Origin of the sequence: Pseudomonas retamae, assembly GCF_043496865.1 — a bacterium.
Lineage (GTDB): Bacteria > Pseudomonadota > Gammaproteobacteria > Pseudomonadales > Pseudomonadaceae > Aquipseudomonas > Aquipseudomonas retamae.
The window spans coordinates 212099-235732 of the sequence record NZ_JBIEIL010000004.1 but is presented as its reverse complement, the minus strand read 5'-3'; the positions used below and the strand labels follow the sequence as shown (position 1 = coordinate 235732).

General features: G+C 56.6%; 18 protein-coding genes. 10 read left to right on the top strand and 8 right to left on the bottom strand.

The features are described 5' to 3' along the window. Window positions 1-14 precede the first annotated feature (14 nt). From asd to ACGSLL_RS09870, 3 genes are read right to left on the bottom strand one after another with little or no spacing between them, the layout of a single operon-like run. The gene (asd, locus tag ACGSLL_RS09880) at window positions 15-875 is read right to left on the bottom strand and encodes an archaetidylserine decarboxylase (protein ID WP_047290967.1); all 861 of its coding nucleotides are present in this window, start codon (window positions 873-875) and stop codon (window positions 15-17) included. Then, the gene (rhdA, locus tag ACGSLL_RS09875) at window positions 872-1708 is read right to left on the bottom strand and encodes a thiosulfate sulfurtransferase (RefSeq protein ID WP_394505343.1); all 837 of its coding nucleotides are present in this window, start codon (window positions 1706-1708) and stop codon (window positions 872-874) included. Before rhdA ends, asd begins: the two co-directional genes overlap by 4 nt. A gap of 42 nt (window positions 1709-1750) precedes the next feature. After that, the gene (locus ACGSLL_RS09870; RefSeq protein WP_394505341.1) at window positions 1751-3289 is read right to left on the bottom strand and encodes an HDOD domain-containing protein; all 1539 of its coding nucleotides are present in this window, start codon (window positions 3287-3289) and stop codon (window positions 1751-1753) included. Window positions 3290-3455: 166 nt separating this feature from the next. Here ACGSLL_RS09870 and motA point away from each other — a divergent pair, with 166 nt between their 5' ends. Continuing rightward, window positions 3456-4307, top strand: coding sequence for a flagellar motor stator protein MotA (gene motA, locus ACGSLL_RS09865; protein ID WP_024011357.1), 852 nt, complete (start codon window positions 3456-3458; stop codon window positions 4305-4307). Between the two features lie 3 nt (window positions 4308-4310). Continuing rightward, window positions 4311-5351, top strand: coding sequence for a flagellar motor protein MotB (gene motB, locus ACGSLL_RS09860; protein ID WP_394505338.1), 1041 nt, complete (start codon window positions 4311-4313; stop codon window positions 5349-5351). 276 nt (window positions 5352-5627) lie between these two features. Here motB and ACGSLL_RS09855 read toward each other — a convergent pair whose 3' ends face one another. From ACGSLL_RS09855 to rsgA, 4 genes are all read right to left on the bottom strand, one after another. Then, window positions 5628-6113 (bottom strand): toll/interleukin-1 receptor domain-containing protein, encoded by a 486-nt coding sequence (locus tag ACGSLL_RS09855; protein WP_394505336.1) that lies wholly within the window; start codon window positions 6111-6113, stop codon window positions 5628-5630. Beyond that, window positions 6113-7072 carry a caspase family protein gene (locus tag ACGSLL_RS09850; RefSeq protein WP_394505334.1) on the bottom strand — a complete coding sequence of 320 codons (960 nt, stop codon included), beginning with the start codon at window positions 7070-7072 and terminating at the stop codon, window positions 6113-6115. The genes ACGSLL_RS09855 and ACGSLL_RS09850 overlap by 1 nt, the downstream gene beginning before the upstream one ends. A 2-nt stretch (window positions 7073-7074) precedes the next feature. Next, window positions 7075-7482, bottom strand: a complete 408-nt coding sequence (locus ACGSLL_RS09845) for a TIR domain-containing protein (protein ID WP_090280733.1) — start codon at window positions 7480-7482, stop codon at window positions 7075-7077. Between the two features lie 209 nt (window positions 7483-7691). After that, the gene (gene rsgA, locus ACGSLL_RS09840) at window positions 7692-8723 is read right to left on the bottom strand and encodes a small ribosomal subunit biogenesis GTPase RsgA (RefSeq protein ID WP_394505333.1); all 1032 of its coding nucleotides are present in this window, start codon (window positions 8721-8723) and stop codon (window positions 7692-7694) included. Window positions 8724-8830: 107 nt separating this feature from the next. Between rsgA and orn the strand changes: the two genes are divergently transcribed. The 8 genes from orn to ACGSLL_RS09800 all read left to right on the top strand — a co-directional run bounded on the left by orn (window position 8831) and on the right by ACGSLL_RS09800 (window position 22515). Next, the gene (gene orn / locus ACGSLL_RS09835) at window positions 8831-9373 is read left to right on the top strand and encodes an oligoribonuclease (protein ID WP_394505332.1); all 543 of its coding nucleotides are present in this window, start codon (window positions 8831-8833) and stop codon (window positions 9371-9373) included. A gap of 373 nt (window positions 9374-9746) precedes the next feature. Beyond that, complete coding sequence (locus ACGSLL_RS09830) at window positions 9747-10772, top strand: hypothetical protein (protein ID WP_394505331.1); 1026 nt, start codon at window positions 9747-9749, stop codon at window positions 10770-10772. A 42-nt stretch (window positions 10773-10814) separates the two neighbouring features. Next, window positions 10815-11852: a hypothetical protein gene (locus ACGSLL_RS09825; protein WP_394505330.1), complete on the top strand. Its 1038-nt coding sequence runs from the start codon at window positions 10815-10817 to the stop codon at window positions 11850-11852. A 65-nt stretch (window positions 11853-11917) separates the two neighbouring features. Then, window positions 11918-12529 carry a trimeric intracellular cation channel family protein gene (locus tag ACGSLL_RS09820; protein ID WP_394505328.1) on the top strand — a complete coding sequence of 204 codons (612 nt, stop codon included), beginning with the start codon at window positions 11918-11920 and terminating at the stop codon, window positions 12527-12529. 175 nt (window positions 12530-12704) lie between these two features. Then, window positions 12705-13739: a hypothetical protein gene (locus ACGSLL_RS09815; RefSeq protein ID WP_394505326.1), complete on the top strand. Its 1035-nt coding sequence runs from the start codon at window positions 12705-12707 to the stop codon at window positions 13737-13739. 183 nt (window positions 13740-13922) lie between these two features. Next, window positions 13923-16343 carry a hypothetical protein gene (locus ACGSLL_RS09810; protein ID WP_394505324.1) on the top strand — a complete coding sequence of 807 codons (2421 nt, stop codon included), beginning with the start codon at window positions 13923-13925 and terminating at the stop codon, window positions 16341-16343. Window positions 16344-16683: 340 nt separating this feature from the next. Continuing rightward, complete coding sequence (locus ACGSLL_RS09805; RefSeq protein WP_394505322.1) at window positions 16684-17679, top strand: hypothetical protein; 996 nt, start codon at window positions 16684-16686, stop codon at window positions 17677-17679. Window positions 17680-17748: 69 nt separating this feature from the next. Then, on the top strand, window positions 17749-22515 hold the full coding sequence (locus ACGSLL_RS09800; protein ID WP_394505320.1) for an RHS repeat domain-containing protein: 4767 nt from the start codon (window positions 17749-17751) through the stop codon (window positions 22513-22515). 11 nt (window positions 22516-22526) lie between these two features. Here ACGSLL_RS09800 and queG read toward each other — a convergent pair whose 3' ends face one another. Then, entirely contained in the window at window positions 22527-23600 is a 1074-nt protein-coding gene (gene queG / locus ACGSLL_RS09795; protein WP_394505318.1) for a tRNA epoxyqueuosine(34) reductase QueG, read from the bottom strand. Window positions 23601-23634 lie beyond the last annotated feature (34 nt).

Sequence of the window (23634 nt, the reverse complement as noted above, 5' to 3'; positions counted from 1 at the left end):
CGACTGCTTTGTAATCAGGCTTTCGGCAGTGCCAGGCCTTGGCCCATTTGCACTGGCGAACCGGCCACCAGTTCTTCAGCCCACTTCACCTGATCCGGGCCAAACAACACGATCGCCGTCGAACCGAGCTTGAAGCGCCCTAGTTCCGCACCTTTTTCCAGATGAATCGGCGCACGTGCGGCTTCGTCATAGCGAAAGGTTTTCAGCTCACGCTTCGGCGGCGTGACCAGGCCGGCCCAGACAGTTTCGATCGAAGCAACGATCATCGCACCGACGAGAACGACGGCCATCGGCCCGCGTTCGGTGTCGAAGATGCAAGCTACACGCTCGTTGCGGGCGAACAGTTCCGGCACGTTTTCGGCGGTGGTCTGGTTGACCGAAAAGATCCGCCCTGGAATGTAGACCATTTCGCGCAAAGTGCCGGCCAGCGGCATGTGCACGCGGTGGTAGTCCTTGGGCGACAGGTAAATGGTGGCGAAGTCGCCGCCCATGAACGGCGCTGCATTGGCCGCGTCACCGCCGAGCAATTCGAGCACGCTGAAGCTGTGGCCCTTGGCCTGGAATACGCGACCGTGCTCGATCGGGCCGAGCTGGCTGACCGCACCATCGGCCGGGCTGAGAATCGCGCCCGGGGTCTGGTCCAGCGGACGCGCGCCGTCCTTCAGGGCGCGGGTGAAGAAGGCGTTGAAGTGCTCGTACGCGGTCAGGTCTTCGACCAGCGCTTGCGACATGTCCACCTGATAACGCTTGGCGAACCACTGGGTGAAGGCATTCTTGAACCAGCGCACGCGGCACTCGGCAATGCAGCCAGCCAGACGCGACAGCAGGTGATGCGGCAGCAGGTACTGGCTGAGGATAAACAGACGCTCTTTCATTGATTTTCCTTGGAAGCTTGAATCTCGACGGGCGTGTCGGGGTGGTTGCCCCATTCGCCCCAGGAACCGGCGTAGCCTTTGACCCGCGGATAACCGAGGGACTTGGCCACCAGATACGTGAAGCCCGACCGGTGATGGGTCTGGCAGTGGGTAATGATTTCTTTGTTCTTGGTGATCCCGAGCTGTTCGAGGATCTTCGGCATATCGGTGCGGATGCGTAGCTGACGCGCTTGGTCCATGCCGGCGGTCCATTCGAAATTCACCGCGCCGGGGATGTGGCCGCCCTTGGCAGCGAGGACTTTCTCGCCGGAATATTCCAGCGGCCCGCGCGCATCCCAGATCGCCAGATCGGCGGCGCCGAGGCGGCTTTGCAGGTACTCGCGGGTAGCCGTCGGCTCGTCGTGCAGGGTCAGCGCCACCGGGCCACCGACGGCGGCCGGCACCTGAATCGACATGGGCATGCCATCCGCAAGCCACGCCGGCAGGCCACCGTCTATATAGTGGTATTTATTGTGGCCGATCACATCGAGCAGCCAGATGAACCGTCCGGCCCAGCCGCCGCCCTCGTCGTCATAGACCACGTAGACCGCATCCGGGCGATGCCCCAGCTCACCGAACAACGCCTGCAGATCGGCTTGCGCTGGCAACAGGCCCGGTGCCGGTGGTTGGCCGAGCTGGGTGCGTTTCGGGTCGACAAAACGTGCGCCGGGCAAGTGACCTTCGGCATACCGGGCAGGGCTGGTCAGGTCCACCAGAATCAGTTCCGGGGACTCCAGGCGCGGCAGCAGATCGCTCGGCTCGATGACGAGCGGCAAGCCAGAGAAGTCAGACATGTGAGGTCTCCAGAGCACAAAGGGGAGGATTGTAGCGCAGGCTCATCGGCCACGGCTGCTAAAGCTGTGCAGGGCTTTTTCGATGCATTGTGCGGTCTTGCCGAAGGCCTGCACGGTGATATCGGCGAACGGCCCACCGCCTTGGTCGGCAACCACGATCATGATCACCCGGCCGTTGTTGACCAGCGAGCGCAGGAATAAATGTTCGCCACGGAACAGCGTGCGCAGGCTCGCTGGCAACAGCGCGGAAAATTGCGCGTTGTTTTCCGGGGTGATGCGCACCTGCGCCTGTTGCGACAGCAAGCGTTGCAGCACTTTGCTTTGACTGACGACGAAGCTCAGCGCGCCGGCTTCCTTCGGCAGGCCGGCGGTCTGATGCACGCGCAGCGTCGAGTGCGTGCGGTCGGCCATCAGAATCATCACCCGGCGCATGCCGCTGGCCACCAGCGCATCGCGCGCGGCGACGGTCAGGCTCATGGCGTTGGTGAAGCGGCTCGGTTCGGCGAGCAGCTCGGCGCATTGCCGACGCCATTCGCTGAGGTCATCGGATGATGGCGCCGCCGCAGGCAACATTCCCGCCGGCAAGCGTCGCGTGCCCCACGGCCACAGCAGCCCAACCGCCGGGTGCCACAAGTCCGGCATGGCGTGCTGGCGCGCGCTGTTCGCCGCTTGCTGGTGCAGCTGTTGCTGCACTTCGTCCATCGGGATCTGTAGATAAAGGCTGGTCAGGTACTGCCAGCGCTCACTGTGCGGACTGTCCCAGGCCTGATGCGCCGACAGTGCCAACCCGTTGGCCAGCAGCACGGTGTTGGCCGGCTGATTGAGCCAGCGGCGCAGGGTCGGGTCATCGTCGAGGCGGTTTTGCTGACGCAGCGGATGTTCGCTATCGCGGGCGATACGCAACACCTTCACCAGTTCACGCTGTTCGTTGAGCAGCAATTTATAGCCTTGCTGGACCCAGATCGGCAGATGCCAGGCCTCAACCAGCGCATCGGCAATTTTCAGCAGGCGCACGCCAAACAATTGCTTCTCAACGAGATGCGCCGGTTCGCGTTTGTGGATCACCCGCAGCTCCCATTCCTCAAGCAGTTGCGGAAAGGTCAGCGCTAGCGGCCACAGCGGTGACAGAAACAGCAGGCTGCCCCAATGAATGTCCTGCCACAGCCGCGCCAGGCGACTGGCAAAAAAACCGTTGGCCTGTTGCGTCGCGTGCTGGCTGATCAACTGCAACTGGCGTAGAGCCTTGGGGATCTGCATCTGCGGTTCGGCGGGCAGGCGTGCGAGCAGTTCTTCGGTTCGAGCGAGGCCAAGGCGGTTGATGGCGACCTCGAGATTTTCCGCCGGCGTGGCCATCGTGCCGTGGGTGTGACGATTCGCCTCACGCAGGATGCTCAAGGCCAGCGCCGGGCTGTCCTGCATCAGATCGGCGATGTCGCGCAGCGAGCTGCGATTGTCGCGGATTGCCCGGCAGACTTTGTCGTGAGCGGCTTGCGGGACGGGCAGGCGGACGCTGTCGAGCAGCTTTACCCAGCCGTCGAGAGTGGTCGGTTTTGCGTGTGGGACGTTCGTTTCATTAGCCATGTCTGGACGGAATCTTCACTGACTGTAGACGCGCCCGGCATGGGCTAAATTGGCTTTTCGCCTGAACTGGCTATAGTCTGGCGCAGTTTTGCCGATAAGTAGAAGAAGAGATTTTTTAACTTCCGAATATGACCTTGAACCCGACTTAAACAAGTACCTTCTACCTATGGCTAAAATTATCGGCATCATCGTCGTATTCGCGAGCGTGCTCGGCGGATACGTGCTCTCCCACGGCAAGATTGCCGCCCTGATCCAGCCCTTCGAGGTGATGATCATCGGCGGTGCAGCACTGGGCGCGTTCCTCCAGGCAAACCCCGGCTACATGACCATGCACGTGCTCAAGAAATCCCTGAGCATGTTCGGTTCGCGTTTTACCCACACCTTCTACCTGGAAGTGCTCGGGCTGATCTACGAGATCCTCAACAAGAGCCGCCGCGAAGGCATGATGGCGATTGAAGGCGACATCGAAGACGCCGCCGCGAGCCCGATCTTCGCCAAGTACCCAGCGGTGCTCAAGGATGAACGCATGACCGCGTTCGTCTGTGATTACCTGCGCATCATGTCCTCCGGCAACATGGCTCCGCACGAGCTCGAAGGCCTGTTCGACATGGAACTGTACAGCCTGAAGGAAGACCTCGAGCACCCGTCGCACGCGGTCAACGGCATCGCCGATGGCATGCCCGGTTTCGGTATCGTCGCGGCGGTACTCGGTATCGTGGTGACCATGGCCTCGCTGGGCGAAGGCGACCAGGCGTCGATCGGTCTGCACGTCGGTGCGGCACTGGTCGGTACGTTCTTCGGTATTCTCGCGGCGTACGGTTTCTTCGGCCCGCTGGCGCACTCGCTGGCTCACGATGCCAAGGAAGAACTCAACGTCTACGAAGCCATCAAGGCCTCGCTGGTGGCCTCCGCATCCGGCATGCCGCCGTCGCTGGCCGTTGAGTTCGGGCGCAAGGTTCTGTACCCGGCGCACCGTCCGAGCTTCGCCGAGCTGGAACAAGCGGTTCGCGGTCGATAAGTCATGGAAAATAATCAGCCGATCATAGTCAAGCGCGTCAAGCGCATTGCCGGCGGGCACCACGGTGGGGCGTGGAAAATCGCCTTCGCCGACTTCGCCACGGCGATGATGGCGTTCTTTCTGGTGTTGTGGCTGCTGTCCACGGCTACGCCGGAACAGAAAATCGCCATCGCCGGTTATTTCAAGGACCCGGTCGGTTTCTCCGAAAGTGGTACGCCGTACATCATCGATCTGGGCGGTACGCCGACCCTGGCGCCGGAAAATACCCTCAACCCGGAAGTGAAGTCGCAGCCGCAGCCCGATAAGGTCACGGTCGACACTGAGCAGGTTGAAGGCATGGCCGAACAGGTCGAGAAGGAGCGTCTGGAGCTGTTGCTGCAAGAACTGCAGAACAAGGTCGACGAGAACCCGCAGCTGCAGAAGTTCAAAGACCAGATCCTCTTCGAGATTACGCCGAACGGCTTGCGCATCCAGATCATGGACGCCGAGAACCGGCCGATGTTCGACTCAGGTTCCGCACGCCTGAAGCCGTACTTCGAAGACATCCTGCTGGCCATGGCCGACACCATCAAAGCGGTGCCGAACAAGATCAGCATCAGCGGCCACACCGACGCCAAGCCGTACATCGGCACCGGCGACTTCGGCAACTGGGAACTGTCGGCCAACCGCGCCAACGCCGCCCGGCGTGCCTTGGTCGCTGGCAGCTACCCGGATGCGCAAGTGGCGCGGGTGGTCGGTTATGCCTCGTCGGCGCTGTTCGACCGCGAGAACCCGTTCAACCCGGTCAACCGCCGCATCGATATCGTCGTGCTGACCAAGAAGGCCCAGGCAGCCATCGAGGGTGCACAGGGCGCCGATGCCGCCAAGCCAGCGGATCAGAGTCAGAACGGGGCTGCGCCGGCAACGCCTGCTGATCCGAATGCACTGCCGGCGGACCAGCAACCGGTGCCTGCGCATGAGCTGCGTGAGCGGTTGAATCTGTTTGATGATGCCGCGCCGAAGCCGGCTGAGCCGGGTGGGGCGGCGCCAGCGCCGAAGCAGTGATGGATAAAAAAGCCGACAGTGATGTCGGTTTTTTTTGCCTGGTTTTCGGCTTGAGGATTACTGTGCCGCGAAGGTCGCAGCCCCTCACCCCAGCCCTCTCCCGAGGGAGAGGGAGCCGATCGGGGGATGCTGGAGCTCAACGTCGACCTGATCGTGCTCTGCTGAATCCATGATCGCTGCGATCTTTAAGGTCGGCGAACAGCGCAAGACACCTCACCCTAGCCCTCTCCCTCCGGGGGAGGGCTAGGGTGAGGGGCTCTCAGGCATGACAATGGTCTAGAACCCGCGCCGAATCCGGGTTTTCAGCTGTTCATGAAAGAACTCGGCATTGCGCTTGTAGCTGCCCTTGATCGACTCATTGATCGAATCCAGCGCCATTGAGCGTTTGCTCAAGACTTCATCCCGATAGGCGTCGATGAAAAAATCCAGATCACTGTTGGTGCTCAGCTTCGGCCATTTATCCAGATAAAGTGGCAGCTCCGCCGGGCCGGTCTTGAACGAACAGATGCGGCGATTGCTGATGGTCGCTTCGCCAATCTCGAACGGCACCCACCACGACAACGCCGTCTTCTCCGAAACTACCGCCAGCAAATGCGTGCACTCGGTAATGTTGCGCGTGATCACCCCGGTGATGTCGTCGGTGGTCTGCGATTCCGGATCAAGCACGTCGAGGTAAGTCTTGATTTTCGCCTGGGTCAGGCGGGTATTGATGGCGATCGCGTGGGCGCGGTCCATGTGGCGGTAGCTGATGAATACGGGCATCAGAAATGTCCTTTGATCGCGAGTTCGCGGTAATAGGCGCCGAGGGCCGTCAGGCGGCAGCCAGTGGAGTGAAGGGCGGCGTAGTACATGTGTTCGGCGTCGACCGGTTCGATCAGGCTGTGGCGGTTGCACTTCTGCAACTGGGCGAAGATCTCGCCATGCTCGGCCACAAACGTCGCTTCGGTGGGTTCGTAGCTGGGGTCGAGCGCGAACACCGACTCGGCTTCGGCGAACCAGTCCGGCAACTTGCGCAGGATTTCCTTGGGAATCAGCGGCGAGACCTCGCGCAGGGCAATGAACTGCGAAACGTTGGTCTTGAATACCGGGCGCTGCTCCCAGGCGTCGAGCGCATTGTCGACGAAGGAATACAGGCTGCCGGGGGTGATCTTGCCGAGGATGTTCGCCGCACCGCCGTGCAACGCTTGCAGCAGCAGACCGGTAAAGACGCCGTGCTGGGCGCCCTCCATGGCCGGCTGCTCTTTCTTGCAGGCAGTCAAAATGGTCAGGCCTTCGCCGATGGCACTGCTTTCGCTGCGCAAGGCGCGCACTTCGCCGGCCGAGCCGCTCTGGCAGCAGTCGAGGATGATCACTTTGTTTTTGATGCGCGTGGCTTTGGTCGCCCAGTTGAGAATGTCGCTGATGCGAATGCCGTCTTTGGCGTTGCGGTAATCCTGCGGGATCAACATGCCTTCGTCAGTGTCGACGTCAAAGCCGCCGTGTCCGGCGAAATACAGCAGGGCAACATTGCAGTCGCCGGAAAACAGCTCGCGGATCTGGTCCTCGAGTCGTTCGCGGCTCAGATGATCCTCGGCGGAGGTCAGCACGACATTCTTGAAGTTGGGGTCGCCATTGGCGTTGCTCTTGAGCACCGAGGCCATGGCCATGGCGTCGTTGCAACAGCCGCTCAATCCGCAAATATTCGCGTAATCATTGATGCCGATAAACAGTTCCTTGCGCATGCTCACACCGCCGTATGCAGACGAATCGCACTGACGATGCTGTTGGTGTTCCACGCACATTCGGCGTGTGCCGCGTTGCGCACCACGGTCGAGATGCGCTCGGCGCCGAACGGTTTGATCGCAATGATCACCTTGCCCATGCGTTTGGCGATCTCGATTTCCTTGTTGATCCACTTGCTGTACGTCGAGTACATGCCGGCCATGATCAGCACCGCCGAACAGGGGCGAATCTTGTTTTCGATGGCTTGTTCAAGCTCCTGGTCGGTGCGGGCATCAAGAATCGGATTGTGCGTTGGCACCGAAAAGTTCTTGTAGGTGAACCCCGGTTTCGCATTGAGCAGGCGCACCAGATTGTCGTGGGCGTGGGCGTAGCTCCACGAATGACTGATGAACAGATGATAGGTTTGCATGACGTTCCTCGGAGATCGCAAGAGGCGAAAGAGGAACCGAATGTAGGCTTCTGGAACGCGCTCACAAGGTCTGAGCGGCAAAACAGAAATGTCCTTCAAGCAGGCGTGCGAAAGTCTTACGGAAAGCTCCGACGTTTAAAAATGCTTGAAGAAATCAGGCGAGAACCGACAGCCGGCAACCCTGCGCGAAGGGCTGCCGACATGGTTGTTTAATAGCCGTTTTCAGGCAGGCTGGCGATGATCGAGCGGTAGCTGTTCATCCGTTGCTGCTGGATGCGTCCGTCTTCCAGTGCCTTGAGCAGCGCACAGCCCGGTTCGCGGTCGTGCTTGCAGTCGCGGAAACGGCAAGTGCCGAGCAAATCATCGAACTCGATGAAACCCGCTTCGACGTCGGCACGGCTGACGTGACCGAGGCCGAATTCGCGAATACCCGGCGAGTCGATCAGTTCGCCGCCGCCGGGGAAGTGGAACAGTCGTGCGGTGGTGGTGGTGTGCGTGCCCTGGCCGGACAACTCGGACAACGGCCCGACCCGGGTTTCCACCTCGGGCAGCAAACTGTTGACCAGCGATGACTTGCCGACGCCGGACTGGCCGACGAATACGCTGATGCGCCCGTCGAGCTGTTTCTGCAGCTGTTCCATGCCATCGCCGTGGTGCGCCGAGACTTCCAGCACCGGGTAGCCCAGCGTGCGATACACCGCCAGCAGTGCGTTGAGCGCCGGGGCGTTCTGCTCGTCGATCAGGTCGAATTTGTTCAGCAGCAGGAGAGGGCTGATGCCGGCGTGTTCGGCAGCGACCAGATAGCGGTCGATCAGGTTGGCATGCGGCTCGGGCAGCGGGGCGAAGACGATGACGATCATGTCGACGTTGGCTGCGACCGGTTTGAGCTGGCCACGGCTGTCCGGACGGCACAGCTCGGTGGTGCGCGGCAATTGCGCAACGATCACGCCGATGCCCTGGTTGCCGGCGCGCCAGACGACTTTGTCGCCGGTTACCAGCGCCGGCAGGTTGGCGCGCAAGTGGCAGCGAAATACCTGCCCCGCCAGTTCGCCATCGACAGCCTCGACTTCGACCTGCACGCCAAAGTGCGCGATCACCAGGCCGTGTTGTTCAGGGCCAAGGTCGCCGCCCTCGAGGGCTTCGACCGCCGAGGACTCGCGTTTGGCGGCGCGGGCGGCGCGCTCGCCCTGAATCTTTTCGATGCGCCAGTTTTGACGACGATTGAGTTGGCGTTTGGCCATGGGTGTTCCGTCTGAAGAATGCAGCGATTAGGTAAAACGGCCGCGAGTTTAGCACGCCCGGCCAGCGGCCTAGGCTAAACTGCGCAGCATTGCCCAGGAGCCCGAATATGCAAAACCCGCAGAACCTGATCTGGATCGACCTTGAAATGACCGGTCTGGACCCGGAAAACGACGTCATCATCGAGATGGCCACCATCGTCACCGACAGCGACCTCAACACGTTGGCCGAAGGCCCGGTGATCGCCATTCACCACAGCGACGAAGTGCTGGCGCGCATGGACGAGTGGAACACCCGCACCCACGGCAACTCTTGCCTGACCCAGCGTGTTCGCGACAGCCGCATCAGCATGGCCGAAGCCGAAGCCGAAACCATCGCCTTCCTCGAAAAATGGGTGCCCAAAGGCAAATCGCCGATTTGCGGCAACAGCATCTGCCAGGATCGTCGCTTCCTTTATACCCACATGAAAGCGCTGGAGAGCTACTTCCACTACCGCAACCTCGACGTTTCCACACTCAAGGAACTGGCCGCGCGCTGGGCGCCGGATGTGCGCGACAGCTTCAAGAAGGGCAGCACGCATCTGGCGCTGGATGACATTCGTGAATCGATCGCCGAGTTGCAGCATTACCGCAAGCACTTCATCAAGTTCTGACGGGGTTTGTGCAGGAGTTGCCGCGGGTGGCTCCTGCATTGGAACGTGTCGCTCGCGCCGTGTCGTGCCAGCGTAAAACGGGCTGGTGGCGCTTGCCGCTGATCGTCGACATTTCTCGCAAATGGCTTGCCGTTAAACTTCGAAGCAGTTGTTATCTATTATTACTGTTGCGAAAGGCGGGGCTTGAGTGTTAAGCGGAGTTTGATTTGCATTGTAATTTAAGTTCAGGTTCGTCATTTTAGTAAAGTGATGATCGCTTTCACGTTTTTTATTACACATTTCCAATACGGGTTTGATTTGCCTCGTGCTATTACTTGCGCTCTATTTCGAGTTGCGAAGTGTTCGAGGCTCAAGTCTGGCAAGGAAGAAAATCGTGAGTGAACAGTTGGATGCATTACAAGGACAATCCGACCAGTCGGGTGCAGCGGAAAGTATAGGAGGTTTGGCCGTTAAGTTTGACGCAGGTGGATTCAGTCGGAATAAAGTCCTATATGCCAATGGGCGCATGCAGGTTAAAGTCCAGGTCGTAGTATCTGGTCTGGATCGCGACGGTGACGTCGTTGCGGTTTCCGACGAGGTCATGGAGAGTATTCGTCTCATTCACTATGACAGCGGCAGGACCTTGCGCAACGGTTGGCAAGCCAGCACGGAGCAGGGCCGTTTCACCCTGGCGGTAACGCAGACCGCCACCGTTGCGGAGGATGAGGTTGACGGAGGCGAGGATTCGTCGGGCCAGCGCCGGGTCCGCACGTTCTGGGTTTCCAGCGAAAATGTCGAAACCATCCAGATCGGTGCGTCCATAAAGTTTGATAACACAATTATCCGCAGCAACGGCACAACGCTGTCGAGCAGGCATGACAGCAGCGTCAGCGTTGAGGCCATCCTGCCAGTTACCTTTGCGGTGGAGCAATTCCGTTGGGAAGACGTCTGGTATGACGGTGGGTTTAGAAATCAACGTATTTACAAGTACTACCTCGGCCTGTATCCAAATTTGCAACAAATAAAGTTGGTGGACTGGATTGCTGAGGGGGCTGACAAGAACGTTGTATTTGCCTTTGGTAATAAAATCAACGCATGGAATGCAGCGTTTCAGGCAGGCATTATGGTGCGCCCGGACCGGAAAAGTCTTAACGTGTCGTTACCGTATACCGACGTCGTCGGATGGACGCCAGACTCCATCAGAGATATTTATCATGAGAAGGACTACGAGGTTCGAGTCAACGACCGCGTCGGAGAACTGACTGTTGTCCAAGCACTGTCCCCGGCTGCACGAGATCAACCACGCGTCGACAGATCGGAAGTTTTCCGCTTTACCGCTCTGGATCAATTTGGTACGGAGCATAAGCTGGCTATCCGCACTGACTTCAAAGAACGAAGCTTCAGGCTGGAACGAGGCTGATACTTCAAGCATTTTCTTAAAATGCAAAAGGGATAAACTTTCATGGAAGAGTTTGTACAAGGGGCACCGGAGTTGCAGGCTGAACCTGTTACTCTGGATTCAATTTCCCGTTTCGAAGTTACGCTTGGTGGTGACGCCAGCACGCTGAGCAAGGCGCTATACGGCAACGGCCGTATGCAAGTCAAAGTTCAGGTGCTGGTATCGGGCGTGGATGTCTCCGGGAACTACGCTGTTATTCCGGATACTGTGTTCGAGAGCATAGAGCTGGTCCATTACCACACGGGCAAGCCCTTGCAGGATGGCTGGCGTGCCACCGTCGAGCAGGGTGAATTTACCAGCGAAGGTGCGAGCGCCAGAACGGCCATGAATTCGACTGCTACGGTCGTTGCAAGCGAATCCATTCAACGACAGGTGCGAACTCTATGGGTCTCGGCTGAGGGCGCCGCAACCACCCGGATCGCCGCACGCATTTTCTTCAATGGACGGTTTATTTACACCAACAGCAGCTCGTTGTTCAGCATGCATGACAGCAGTGTCACGATAGAGTCACAGGCGCCGCCACGATATGCGATCGAGAACTTTCGCTGGGAGCCGGTCATCCGCGGAGATGAGAAGAGCGGGCACAAAATTTTCAACTATTACCTCGGCCTCTATGTTCAGGGCCAACAGATCAAGTTGGTGGACTGGGTTAAGGACAACCAGACGGGCAGTATCGAATTTGCCTATGGGAACCACATTAACGGATACGTCGGGGGCGAAAAACTCGATGCACTCAAGGGCGTGCTGGTCAGACCGGATCGCCGCAAAATAGGCGTTGTTTTACCGCTGCTCACAGGGCGTGTAACCGCGCGTGACCCGGTCAGGTCTTATTCGGTCGCTCAATACACAGTCCGAGTCAATGATCGGGACGGGGAGTTGACCGCCGTGGTTTCGTGGTCTCGTGACTTTTGGCGCAATCAACAGGCGTCGTTACACGAGGGCGTATTTCATTTCAAGGCGCTAGACCAATTCGGCACGGAGCATCAACTGGCTATCCGTTCCGTCGTCAAGGACGGCATTTTTAAACTGGAACAAGGTTAGCGTCATCTCTTTTGGTACTGGCGCGAAATGGCTAGACTGCGCGCCTTCCTGCCTGGATCGCCACCATGTTGCTGATGCTCTATCTGATCGCTATCACTGCCGAAGCCATGACTGGCGCCCTGTCAGCCGGCCGTCGCGGCATGGACTGGTTTGGCGTGGTACTGATTGCCTGCATCACGGCGTTGGGTGGCGGTTCGGTACGTGATGTGCTGCTCGGGCACTACCCGCTGACGTGGGTCAAGCATCCGGAATACCTGGTGCTGACTTCCGTCGCGGCGATGTTCACGGTTTTAACCGCGCGCTGGATGCGCCACTTACGCTCGCTGTTTCTGGTGCTCGACGCGGTCGGTCTGGTGGCGTTCACACTGATCGGTTGCATGACCGCCCTGGAAATGGGCCATGGCATGCTGGTGGCGTCGGTTAGCGGCGTGATCACCGGGGTATTTGGCGGAATCTTGCGCGATATTTTCTGCAACGACATTCCGCTGATCTTTCGGCGCGAACTGTATGCGAGTGTCTCGTTCGCTGCGGCGTGGTGCTACATGCTGTGTCTTTATCTGAATGTGCCAGGCGAACAAGCCATTCTGATCACTCTATTCGGCGGTTTTTTGTTACGTCTGCTGGCCATCCGTTTTCATTGGGAAATGCCCAAGTTCGTTTATAACGACGAGCATTGATGCTTGTTGCTGGAAGAGAGTGGTTTGTCGGATTGAAGATCGTAAGCCGCTAGCGACATTGCAAATGTATGTTTCTTACATTTTTCGCTTTGCTGTTAATTTGAAAGGTCTGTATTTTTTTGTTGGTATATTTTCGATGCCGATATACAAATATAACTATTCAAAGGAATACATCATGAGCGAAAGCATAGATGCTATACGCGGTCAGCAAACCATTGAGCCGATTCTTACGGGCCTTGCCGGATTGAGTGTCAAGTTCGATGCCAATGATATTGCTCGCAACAAATCGTTTTTTGGTAATGGCCGGATGCAGGTAAAAGTGCAAGTTCTGGTTTCTGGATTGGATAACGACGGCAATATCATGCACATACCGGCGCAGGTAATGGACAGCATCCAACTCGTTCACTACAGCACTGGCAAGACGTTGCGCGACGGCTGGGTCGCCAGCACCGAGCAGGGACGGTTTACCCTTGAGACGCAAACTCCGCTCTCAGCCAGAGAAGTTGACGAGGATGATGTGGGAAATGACAGCGTTCATCCTCAGGTTCGCACGTTCTGGGTATCCTCATCGAGCGCTGGTACGGCTCAGATCGGTGCACGCTTGTCTCTGAACGGAGTGAGGATCGTCAGCAACGGGACCACGCTTTCCAGTGTTCATGACAGCAGCGTAACGCTCGAAGCACAAAAACCTGAGACCTATTCGATTGGACTGTTCGATTGGTTTCAGACGCGGCGCGGTAATGAAGAACCCCGCAATCGTATCTGGAACTATTATCTGGGGCTGTTTCCGCAGGGGCAGCAGATCAGGCTGGTCGACTGGATTGTAGATGGGGTAGCACCCGGCGATGATCATGTCTTTGCGGGCGGTAACAAACTTAATGAATTAAAAACAAATTATATGGAGGCTACGCTCGTTCGCCGCGAACGATCTGTGATCACAACGTACTTACCGTATTTCGGAAAGCACTATGATTACACTTTTACTGCCGACGCCATATCAACGAGAGAGATGGGTTATAGAATAACCGTCAATGACCGCGACGGTTACCTGACCGTCGTTCAGGCCCTGTCCGAATATTCGAAAGATGCGGAGAAATACAAAACCGGTAATGTGCTTCACTTCCGTGCAATTGATCAGTACGGTACCGAGCATAAACTGGCGATTCGCACAAATTTTTATGAGCGTAATTTATATCTGGAACGAGGCTAAGACTGACCTCCACTGATGCAATGTCGTGGAGGTAGTACATGTATATGCTGTTGGCGTTGCGACGACCGATAAGCTGAGATGTTCAATTATCCGGTATTCGCACCTAAATGCTTTTACGGATGTACATCGTTGGCCCTTTAGTCAGGCTGGGCCAACGTAACCACTCTTCAAGGATGAGCTTTCATGACTGGCAAACCGCCAAAGGTCAAACCTGTTCCCGCCCCAACCAAAACTTCGAATGTCAACGTGGATGGCTCTCACCAGCCACCGGTCGCTTTTCCAGCAATGCCGCATCAGTTCACACCGCATCGCCTGGAGCCGTTGCAGCCGTCCTACACGTCTGACCCGATCGCGGTGACCCCAGCGATCAGGGTGAGCGCGAATCCAAAGTCTTCCGCAATCGACGAATTTGCGCTGTTTGCCGCGAAGTCTTCGCTAACAGATTACTGGGTACCCACACCCAAAAGCCTCGGCGCGGCCGATGCGCAGGGCATGCGGATGTTGAAGCAGCGTCAGTATCTCGCGGTCGCCGATGACCATATGGTGCAAGTGGTTCGGGACGCCGAGAGCGGACTGTTTCGTGCCACGCTGGCCAGAGAGCGCAGTCCTTCCGGACCTCTATTGACGCGGGACGGCGAGGGCCGGTTTTGGGTTGCACTGGACGGTGACGGCATCACCTTCCCCGATTCGATTACAGCTCAGGCCGCAGAACTTTTTCGCCGGACTGGACGATCTGTTGCGCAGTTTTCCGACACCACGGTCGCACGCATCCTGGCAGTGAGCGGGGTCAACGAAGCAGTGTTGCGCGATGTGATCGCGCATGATCGCCCTGTGCCTTTTTTGTTGGAGGACACCCTCAGGCGATTCGAGCTTGATCAACACGTTCAGGCGGAGGGCCGAGGAGCCAGTGAGAGTTTCACGCGCTTCAAAGACGCTGAGGATGCGTTCGAGTCCGATTGTGATGAAAACACTTTGCAGATGCGCCGGGTATTTCCTGATCTACCGAAGACCGCAGCACAGGCGATATGGCGTAATACCAGTGCTGCCGAGCGTTTGCATATGCGTAACCAGCCTGGCATGCCGCGGCAAATGGCAGAGCAAGCGCTAGTGGCGCTGCGCGATGTTCGTCTCGCAAGAGTCTGCGAAGGCCTCTATCTGGATTCGGTATCCAGCCCGGACAGTGAACGACTGGCGTTAAAAATGATGGAACGTCTTGCCGGATGGCCGTCAAAGGTTCGTATCGAGATTCGTCAGGGCGTGGCGGATGGCGACGTTTTCAGCGCTATAGGCGATGCTCAAGAGCCGGTTCGGCACGTGCTGATTCGTCAACATGAAGGCTACGTCATCCGGAACAGCGACACCCCGTTTCCTCAAGGAACGACGGGCCTGTACTCGGCAGTCTGGTTCCTGTTGCAACCCACGCAACACCGGTTGCTGGGTGTGACCGACGGCGGTGATGCGGCGTTGCAGCAGTTGGTTCGAGCACTACCGTTGCCATCGCGGCAAGATGTGAGCGAATTGCTCGGGCTGGCACCGTTGTCAGTCACTCCCGTCACTACTCAACACAGGCAAGCGGGGCAATTGCGAGGCGGTGGTGACACTAACCCGCAATCGATAAAGTCCGTTGTCGAACGTGCACGTGAGCTTTATCCACAGCTTTCGGATGAAGAGCTGACCTCGTTTGTTAACGAGCGTTTAAAGAATGATCCAGCCGGCGTATTGACCCGCCTGGAAAAAGAATTCGCGACATTGCGTGATGAATTGGCGATATGGAGTGCCGATGGGTCGTCACGTCATGCGCAGGGGGCGGAACCGGAGGGCGCGCCGCTAGCCGCCGGCCAACGTCTGGCTCGCGAACAGTTCAGCGCAAAGTTGCAGGATATCTGGCAGCGCAAGTCGGTTTCGAAGTGGGACGACGGACACGATTGTTTTTCTCACTACGTCGAATTTTCGGGTGAGCTACCCAAGTTGTCCGCCCGATTTGAATATGTAACAGAGTTATTATTGACCGCAAATAAACCGGGCGCACGGATAGGCGCATTTCTTGACAGCTTTCCCAATATTGAATATTTGGGGGTCGTCCGCATAAAAATGGAGGAATTTCCCTCGGTAATATTTCAAATGCGCCGGTTAAGCGAACTTACGCTGGACGGGTGCTCGCTGAAATTATCCGAGGTCACAGCTGAAGGATTGTCTAGAATCGAAACGCTTACCCGGTTGAATCTGGCCAACAACCCTCTGACACTCGCTCCGCATGTAGGCTACATGGCAGGTTTAACCGAATTGATGCTGAGCAACGCAAATATTTCCAGCGTCCCTTCAGGCATAGATAAGCTCAGGGAGCTGGGTATGGTCGCATTGCATGATAATAATATCTCCGACATTGGAGATGAATTGTTCGAAATTCCGGATACCCAAGGGCTGTTCGTTGGTTTGTTGGGTAATCCGCTAAGTGACGTTTCGAAACAACGGATTAATCAGTATTTGGAAAATTCCAGTCTGGATCGCAAAGTGGAAATCCAGTCCGAGGAGGTGGTTTTGGAATCTGACTCCGATAGTGAGTCCTCTGAAAGCGGATTTTCGACAGGCTCGGACAGCGACTGAATATTTGTGAAAGTAACGGGATCTTTGTTTTTATAACATACCCCGAAAAGAATAAACTGCCTGGCAGCTCCCCTACTGATTCGATACGCTCGAAGTCAGGAGGGGAGAGTGATCATCGTGAGCCGGAATCAAAGGAACAGTAATGGCATTGCGAAAGTCTGTATCGTAAGGTTTGCGCTTTTCAAATCTATTAGTATTTGTGAGGATTTTTGCTGGTGATGTGGAGTTATTACCTGTTCACACTTTGTCGAATGTCGCGGCTGTTCTTATCTAAATTAAGACTCAATACTTTGCTGAGTCCTTAAAGGATGAAATCTATCAGTCAGCAAGGTGGTGTCAAATGTTTGATAATCAAATTGGTATTTCCCGTATCGAGGTGAAACTCGACTCCACACGTTCAGGCCAGCACAAAGTGCTTTATGCCAACGGGCGTATGCAGGTGCGTGTATTGGTGCTTCTGCACGGCATCGATAACAACGGTGACGGCGCATCGCTGTACGGGCATTCCGGTTTGCAATCACTGCGATTGATTGCCTATAACGGCGCTCGGCCGCTGGATGGAGACTGGAGTGTATCGCTTCAAGAGAATCGTTATGCTCACGAAATGTCTGGTGGGGAAACGCGCCTGACAGGAGTTCCGCGTAGCACGGACCACCGGATAAGCGACCCCTCTGATCCGGTACAGATTTTTCAGTTCTGGGTTTCGGCTTCCAGACCAGGAATCATGGACGTGGCCGCCGAGATCTCCATGGAGGGCGTGGTATTGCGAAGCAACGGAATCGGTTTCGACAGCAGTGTTACGCTGGAGGCGATCCCGCCGAAAAAATATACCCAGAGCAGTTTTTCTCTTCATAAATACGGTACGTTCAGCGAAAGGGTGTACGAGGAGCGAATTCAATATTTTCACCTCGGACTTCACGCTGATGGTCGTCAGATCAACTTGCTTGATTGGTACAGTAATGCCATAACGCTTAATGCGTACGATGCTGAAGATGCGGTAATGGTGTACTCATCAGGTACGATAAATCACAACAGTGGCGGCGGCAGAAGTTTTTATGGTTATCTGGCGCCGATCTATGGGCGATCGGCCTCGGTCAAGACTCCTCTCGGTTATATTACCTTCCCGATTAACGATGTTCCGGGGGTGTTGACCCTTGTGCAGCGCACTACGCTTCAGACAGAGGAAAAGCCGGGCAGCGACGGTGCGTTTGAATTGGCAGTTATTGATGAGTTCGGTTCGGAGCACTGGCTTGCGATTGAAGGTGATATAGAACAGCGGACTTTCATTCTGGGTGAATCGAAGCGTTCAACAAAGCAGTTTGCCCGATTTTATTGATAGCCAGCGAAACTTCGCTGGCTAACTTGCTTTGTCCGTATCTGCACCTGAATAAAGGAGATTTTTTCCATGGAAAGTAATTTAGCTTCCGCTGTTCATTCAAGCGCTTTCAATTTCGGCGAATTTGTTTCCGGAGGCGTTGATCCGCGCACCGGCATGTACACGTGCGCCTTTTCATTAGGGAAGTTGCACTCGTCAGATCTTAACGGCCCTGAGTTTGCACTTTCACTGGGCTTCAATCCGCTCAATCAGGCGGACTCCGGTTTTGGCACTGGCTGGTCCTTGAGCATGACCAATTACGATTTGCGCAGCAAAGTCATGACGCTGTGCAACGGTGAACGCTACAAGGCTGTCGAGACGTCTGCCGGTTTGAAGTTCAAGGAAATGAAACTGCAAACGGCGAAGGTATCAGTCACTGGACCAGGACGCTATGAAGTTCGATACAAGGATGGTCGGCGTGAATTGCTTAAAGTCCTGGCTGGCACTCAGGTCGCCGTAGCGGAAAAAATAATAGCGGCGAACGGTGTGAGCATCACGTTGAAGCACGAGTTGTTCAACCAGTTTCCCCGGTTGAGCGAAGTCCGTGACGCCAAACGATGTCTGTTGAAAGTGACTCGCAATGCAGGTCAGGTAACTTTGACCCGGCACCCCGATACCTCATCCAGTTCCGTCTACAAGCTGATTTTGAAGAACGCTCGGGTAACGTCAATTGAGCTTCCGGTCGGTAAAGGTTGGGAGCTGGAATATGAAGTCATCGATGAGGCCAGCTATTTGCATCGTGTCGTCAATCCATTGCGCGGCGTGGAAATCATTCGCTACAAGCGACATGGTCACCGCTTCGTAAGCGATGGGGAAAGGACACTGCCGTTTGTCATTGCTCACGACGCTTACCCTGGGCGCGGCCAGCCCAGACTCTGCAAGACATACACGTACTCCGACCATAACTTCCTTGGGCAGGGCCTCCTCCCGGCCAAGGGTAATGACCTGGACCCTCTCTACCTGGCGCCCGGCCACTACGTCTACACCTCGGACGAGCAGTTGTTGGTAAAAGGCAAAGTACATACGCGCATTAAACGCACCTACAACAAATTCCATCTGTTGGTGGCTGAAGTTACAACCTGTGGCAATGCCCAGATCGCCACAGCCACGGAGTATCACTGTTCCGTCGCCAAGCCTTTCAATGAGCAGGTGGCTCAGTTCCGCCTGCCGAAAGTCCACACCGTGACTCATCTTGATCGGCTCACTCAACAGCAGCGTGTGGAAACCACCGTCACCGAGTTTGATCAAGAAGGCAATTTGCTCAAACACGTCGAGCCAAGTGGAGTGACGACTACGACGGAATTTTATCCGGCAAGTGGTGGCGATAACTGCCCGAAAGATCCGCTGGGTTTCGCAAGATTTCCAAAGAAGAGGACGGTCACCGCTGCCGCGTCGGGTGATGCTGCGACAGTCACGTACTACGACTATGCCTTGCATCCCGCGCTGGAGGGCGTGGAATTGGCCAGCGTGATACCGGTCGGGGAGCGTTTTTTTGAAGTGGTGGACGGTGTTGAGGTATTACGTTCAAAAACCGAACGCAGTTATCTGAACTCGCCAAAGGACCCCCTCAAGCATGGGGCGACGAAAGAGCAAAGTTTCACCCTCAATGATAAAAAAACATCTACCGCATTCTCTTATGAGCTTGAGGGCGACGGATTGCGGATCAAATCCAGCACGAGCGGGTTTGACAATGCGCTGCAGACTTTTGAGAAAGTGCTTTGCACACTCAATGGATTACCGTTGTCGGAGTTGGGTGTCGATGGTGAGCGCATCGAATATGAATACGATGCAATTGGCCGAACGGTGCGAAAAACGGTTGCTCCTGGCACCCCTTATGCGGCTGCCACTCAGTGGGCGTATCTGGCCGCCAGCCTGGAGCAGCCGGCGACGCTGGTGACCACCGATCCCGTCGGCGGCGAACAGCGGGTGACCTATGACGGTCTGGAGCGGGTGATCACCGTTCAGGAAAAGGACTGCGACCATCCGGACAAGGACGGGCTCATTCAGAGTCGCATGCTGTATTCGGCTCAGCATGATGCGGTCGGACACAAAGTAAAAGTGACGCTGACCGATTGGCGTGAAGGCACGCCTTATCCTGCCAGCACCGGCTACGAGTTCGACTCTTGGGGCCAAGTCAGCAAGACGCTGCATGCCGACGGGCGAGTCGAACACAACGAGACGAATCCGGTCCTTCGCCAGCAAACCACTTGGCTCCAGGGAATGGGCAAGATACTCACCCTCGTCAATGATTTTGGCAAACCGCTGAGTGTCGAGAGCTTCAATCTGAAGAACAAGAGTCTGGGCAAAACCGTGTACGCCTACGACGGATTCGGACGCACAACCAGCGAGACAGATCCTGTCGGCAATACCACTCGACATGAGTACGACGTTTTTGATCGGATAATCCGCACGGTCCTGCCTGACGCCAGTGAGGTGATCACAGACTACGCCGAGCACAGCGACGAACAGCTGGCGATCGGTATCAAGGTCGATGGCATAGCGTTGGGGCAGCAAACCTATGACGGTTTGAGTCGTTTGATCCAAAGTACCGTGGGCGGCCGAAAGTCCGAGGCAGGTTATGAAGCGGGCTTCACTCAGCCTCAGTGGCACAAGAGTGCTGATGGCAAAAAAACCGAATTCACCTATTTGCGCGATCTGGGCGGTTTACTGACGGAGCGCAAGGCAGGGGAACTGGTCACCACCCTGACTTATGACCGCGTCAGTGGCAATCCTTTGACTTGTACCGAAAACGGCAGGCAACGCAGTTTCAGCTATTACCCTTCCGGACGCGTCAAATCCGAAACGACGACCTTTGGCACTATCACGAAAGCAACGTCCAGTAGCTATTCCCTGCAGGGGCGCCCGGTCAGCCATGTCGATGTACTCGGAGTCCAAAGCACATCCGCATACGATGAGCACGGCCGCCTGTTGGCCACCACGCAGGGTTCGTTGAAAACCGAATTCCATTACGACGTCCAGACCGGGATGCTGGGCTGGACGAAAACCGAAGACACATCGATCAAGCGTCAGATGATCACCCGGTTTGCCTATGACGATCTCGGTCGAGAAGTCCGCCGTACATTCGAGATCCAGGGCCAGCCTGACCAGACGCTGGAGTCGAGTTACACGCTTGCGGGCAAACTCGCGCAGAAGGTGTCCAGGCGTGGCACGCAACTCTTGCGTGATGAGCAATTCACCTACGATGTTCGCGGGCGTTTGATCCAGTACGACTGTGCCGGTACGCAAAAGCCCCGCGATCCGTATGGCAAGGAAATTGTTCAGCAGAAATTCACCTTTGATGCACTGGATAATATTCTTACCGTGCAGACGAAGTTCCCGCTGGGCGTGAATCTGACGACTTTCAGTTATGACAATCCAGATCCTGTACAGCTCAGCGCCGTCAAACATTCCCATGTCGACTATCCGCCGGCAGTGACGCTGGAGTACGACGCCAACGGCAGGATGATCAAGGACGATCAAGCGCGAACCCTGGCCTATGACGCGTTCGGGCGCCTTGAGCAATTATCCGGCGCAGGGGGATCAGTCATTCGTGGCTACCATTACGACGGTTTCGACGATCTGGTTGAACTGTCGCAACCCGACAAGGTAACTACGCAGCGTTACTACTACGCAGGCCGGGTCGCCCATGAGATCAGTGGTGAGAATTCATCCAGTGTCATGCGTCACGGTGGCGCGCTTGTGGGGCAACAGCAACTGGGCTTGAACGCCGGCGCCCAGCTGTTTGGCACCGATCAGCAGCAAAGCGTGCTGGCAACGCTGGGCAAGGAACAGCTCTACGATTGTGCCTACAGCCCTTACGGGCACCGTCCTGCTGAAGGTGGATTGTTCAGCCTGGCTGGATTCAACGGCGAGCAACTTGATCCGGTAACCGGACTGTATTTGCTGGGCAACGGTTACAGAGCCTATAGCCCGACATTGATGCGATTCCTCGCCCCCGACAGCATGAGTCCGTTCGGCGCGGGCGGATTGAATGCCTACAGTTATTGCCTGGGCGACCCTGTCAACCGTGTTGACCCGACCGGGCATATCTCCTGGCAATCAATATTGGGCATCGGGCTGAGTATTCTCGGGATTGTTGCCAGCGTGGTGACGATGGGCGCGGCGACGCCATGGGCAGTGGCGGCGTTGGGGCTTGCCGTGACTTCTGGCTTGGCCGGTATTGCCGGTGAAGTGGTCAATGAGTTGGCACCAGGTTCTCCAGCAGGCGAGATATTGGGCTGGATCAGTTTCGGTCTTGGGCTGGCTTCGCTCGGTGCAGGTTTGGCTGCGGGTGCGAAAGCTGCCGTGAATGCTGGCAGGAAGATGGCTTCAGCCTTTAGCAAAGGGCTCAGCCCTGATCGTAACGGCGTAGCCAAAAACGCAAAACATGTAGGGAAGCGTGGAAAAGGCAACACTTCACAAAGCTCCCCGGCGCCTGTGGACGAAGTGGCGCAAGAGCCTTGGCAATTGCAGAGGGCCAAGAAAGACAAAATCTCGACTGAAGCGAGGGAAGGCATGGCTAAAAAGTTTTACGCAAAAGTGGAAGAAAATATGCCCCCCAGTGAAGCAGCCGCGGCGTCCGACATGTATTGGGGTGACATGGGAGGAGCAGGCGCTGGAAGAAGAGTAACGCATGTTTATTTCACGAGGACGCCCGGACGCGGGGAGCGTATTTACCTTCTAGAGGACAGTAATACAAGAGTTTGCAAAGTAATAGAGGCGGGCGGCCATTGGTCTAAAACGGAAACCCCCGGAAGAATAAAAGCTGCTGCAAGTATGGTTACAACGCGCAAATGAGCAGCCTGAGTTTATGGATTTGAAGGTCTGGAGTGCCGGCCCAGCGCCCACTCCACATGCTCTCTAACCAACTCTGACGGATAATCCCGTCGCGCCTTCAACGCTTCCAGCACCGGAATTGTTGAGGGCGCATTGCCCAACCCCACCGCCAGATTCCTCAACCAGCGCTCATACCCCGCTCGCCGCAATGGCGAACCTTCGGTGCTGCTCAAGAACTTCTCTTCATCCCACAAAAACAACTCCGCCAGTTCGGCATTGTCGAGGTTGTGCCGTGGCTTGAAATCGTTTTCTCCTGTAGGCCGGGCAAAGCGGTTCCACGGACAGACGATCTGGCAGTCATCACAGCCGAACACGCGATTGCCGATCAACGGCCGCAGCTCTTCGGGGATGGCGCTTTTCAATTCAATGGTCAGATAGGAAATGCAGCGTCGCGCGTCCAGCACATACGGGCCGACGAAGGCGTTGGTCGGGCAGATATCCAGACACGCGGTGCAGCGGCCGCAATGTTCAGTGCTGTGCGGTTCATCCACCGGAAGTGGCAGGTCGACGAACAGCTCGCTCAAGAAGAAATAACTGCCGGCCTTGCGATTCAGCACCAGGGTGTTCTTGCCGATCCAGCCCAGCCCGGCCTGTTCGGCGATGGCTTTTTCCAGCACCGGCGCGCTGTCGACAAACGCGCGAAAACCGAACGGGCCGATCTCGGCCTGAATCCTGTCGGCCAATTGTTGAACACGTTTACGGATCAATTTGTGGTAATCGCGGCCCAAGGCATAACGCGACACGTAGGCTTTTTCCGGTTGCGCCAGCATTTGCGCCATTTGGGTGTCACCGGGCAGGTAGTCCATGCGCAGCGAGACCACACGCAAAGTACCCGGCACCAGTTCCTCGGGGTGCGAGCGTTTGCTGCCATGGGCGCCCATGTAGTCCATTTCGCCGTGGTAGCCGGCGGCGAGCCAGCGCTCGAGGTGCTGCTCGTGTTCGGCGAGGTTCAGGCCGCTGATGCCGACTTGCTGAAAACCCAGCTCGCGGCCCCATTCCTTGAACGATTGGGCGAGGGCGGGCAGGTCTGTGGTGATGGCGGACATGAGGCGAGAGAAACCGGAGCTGAGGTGCGTATAA

Bases quoted from the DNA above. Each gene is read 5' to 3' on its own strand.
- ACGSLL_RS09850 (WP_394505334.1), bottom strand. From the start codon at position 7,072: ATGCGCAAGGAACTGTTTATCGGCATCAATGATTACGCGAATATTTGC.
- rsgA (WP_394505333.1), bottom strand. From the start codon at position 8,723: ATGGCCAAACGCCAACTCAATCGTCGTCAAAACTGGCGCATCGAAAAG.
- ACGSLL_RS09845 (WP_090280733.1), bottom strand. From the start codon at position 7,482: ATGCAAACCTATCATCTGTTCATCAGTCATTCGTGGAGCTACGCCCAC.
- rhdA (WP_394505343.1), bottom strand. From the start codon at position 1,708: ATGTCTGACTTCTCTGGCTTGCCGCTCGTCATCGAGCCGAGCGATCTG.
- queG (WP_394505318.1), bottom strand. From the start codon at position 23,600: ATGTCCGCCATCACCACAGACCTGCCCGCCCTCGCCCAATCGTTCAAG.
- ACGSLL_RS09805 (WP_394505322.1), top strand. From the start codon at position 16,684: ATGTTTGATAATCAAATTGGTATTTCCCGTATCGAGGTGAAACTCGAC.
- ACGSLL_RS09870 (WP_394505341.1), bottom strand. From the start codon at position 3,289: ATGGCTAATGAAACGAACGTCCCACACGCAAAACCGACCACTCTCGAC.
- orn (WP_394505332.1), top strand. From the start codon at position 8,831: ATGCAAAACCCGCAGAACCTGATCTGGATCGACCTTGAAATGACCGGT.
- ACGSLL_RS09815 (WP_394505326.1), top strand. From the start codon at position 12,705: ATGAGCGAAAGCATAGATGCTATACGCGGTCAGCAAACCATTGAGCCG.
- asd (WP_047290967.1), bottom strand. From the start codon at position 875: ATGAAAGAGCGTCTGTTTATCCTCAGCCAGTACCTGCTGCCGCATCAC.
- ACGSLL_RS09800 (WP_394505320.1), top strand. From the start codon at position 17,749: ATGGAAAGTAATTTAGCTTCCGCTGTTCATTCAAGCGCTTTCAATTTC.
- motA (WP_024011357.1), top strand. From the start codon at position 3,456: ATGGCTAAAATTATCGGCATCATCGTCGTATTCGCGAGCGTGCTCGGC.
- motB (WP_394505338.1), top strand. From the start codon at position 4,311: ATGGAAAATAATCAGCCGATCATAGTCAAGCGCGTCAAGCGCATTGCC.
- ACGSLL_RS09810 (WP_394505324.1), top strand. From the start codon at position 13,923: ATGACTGGCAAACCGCCAAAGGTCAAACCTGTTCCCGCCCCAACCAAA.
- ACGSLL_RS09825 (WP_394505330.1), top strand. From the start codon at position 10,815: ATGGAAGAGTTTGTACAAGGGGCACCGGAGTTGCAGGCTGAACCTGTT.
- ACGSLL_RS09820 (WP_394505328.1), top strand. From the start codon at position 11,918: ATGTTGCTGATGCTCTATCTGATCGCTATCACTGCCGAAGCCATGACT.
- ACGSLL_RS09855 (WP_394505336.1), bottom strand. From the start codon at position 6,113: ATGCCCGTATTCATCAGCTACCGCCACATGGACCGCGCCCACGCGATC.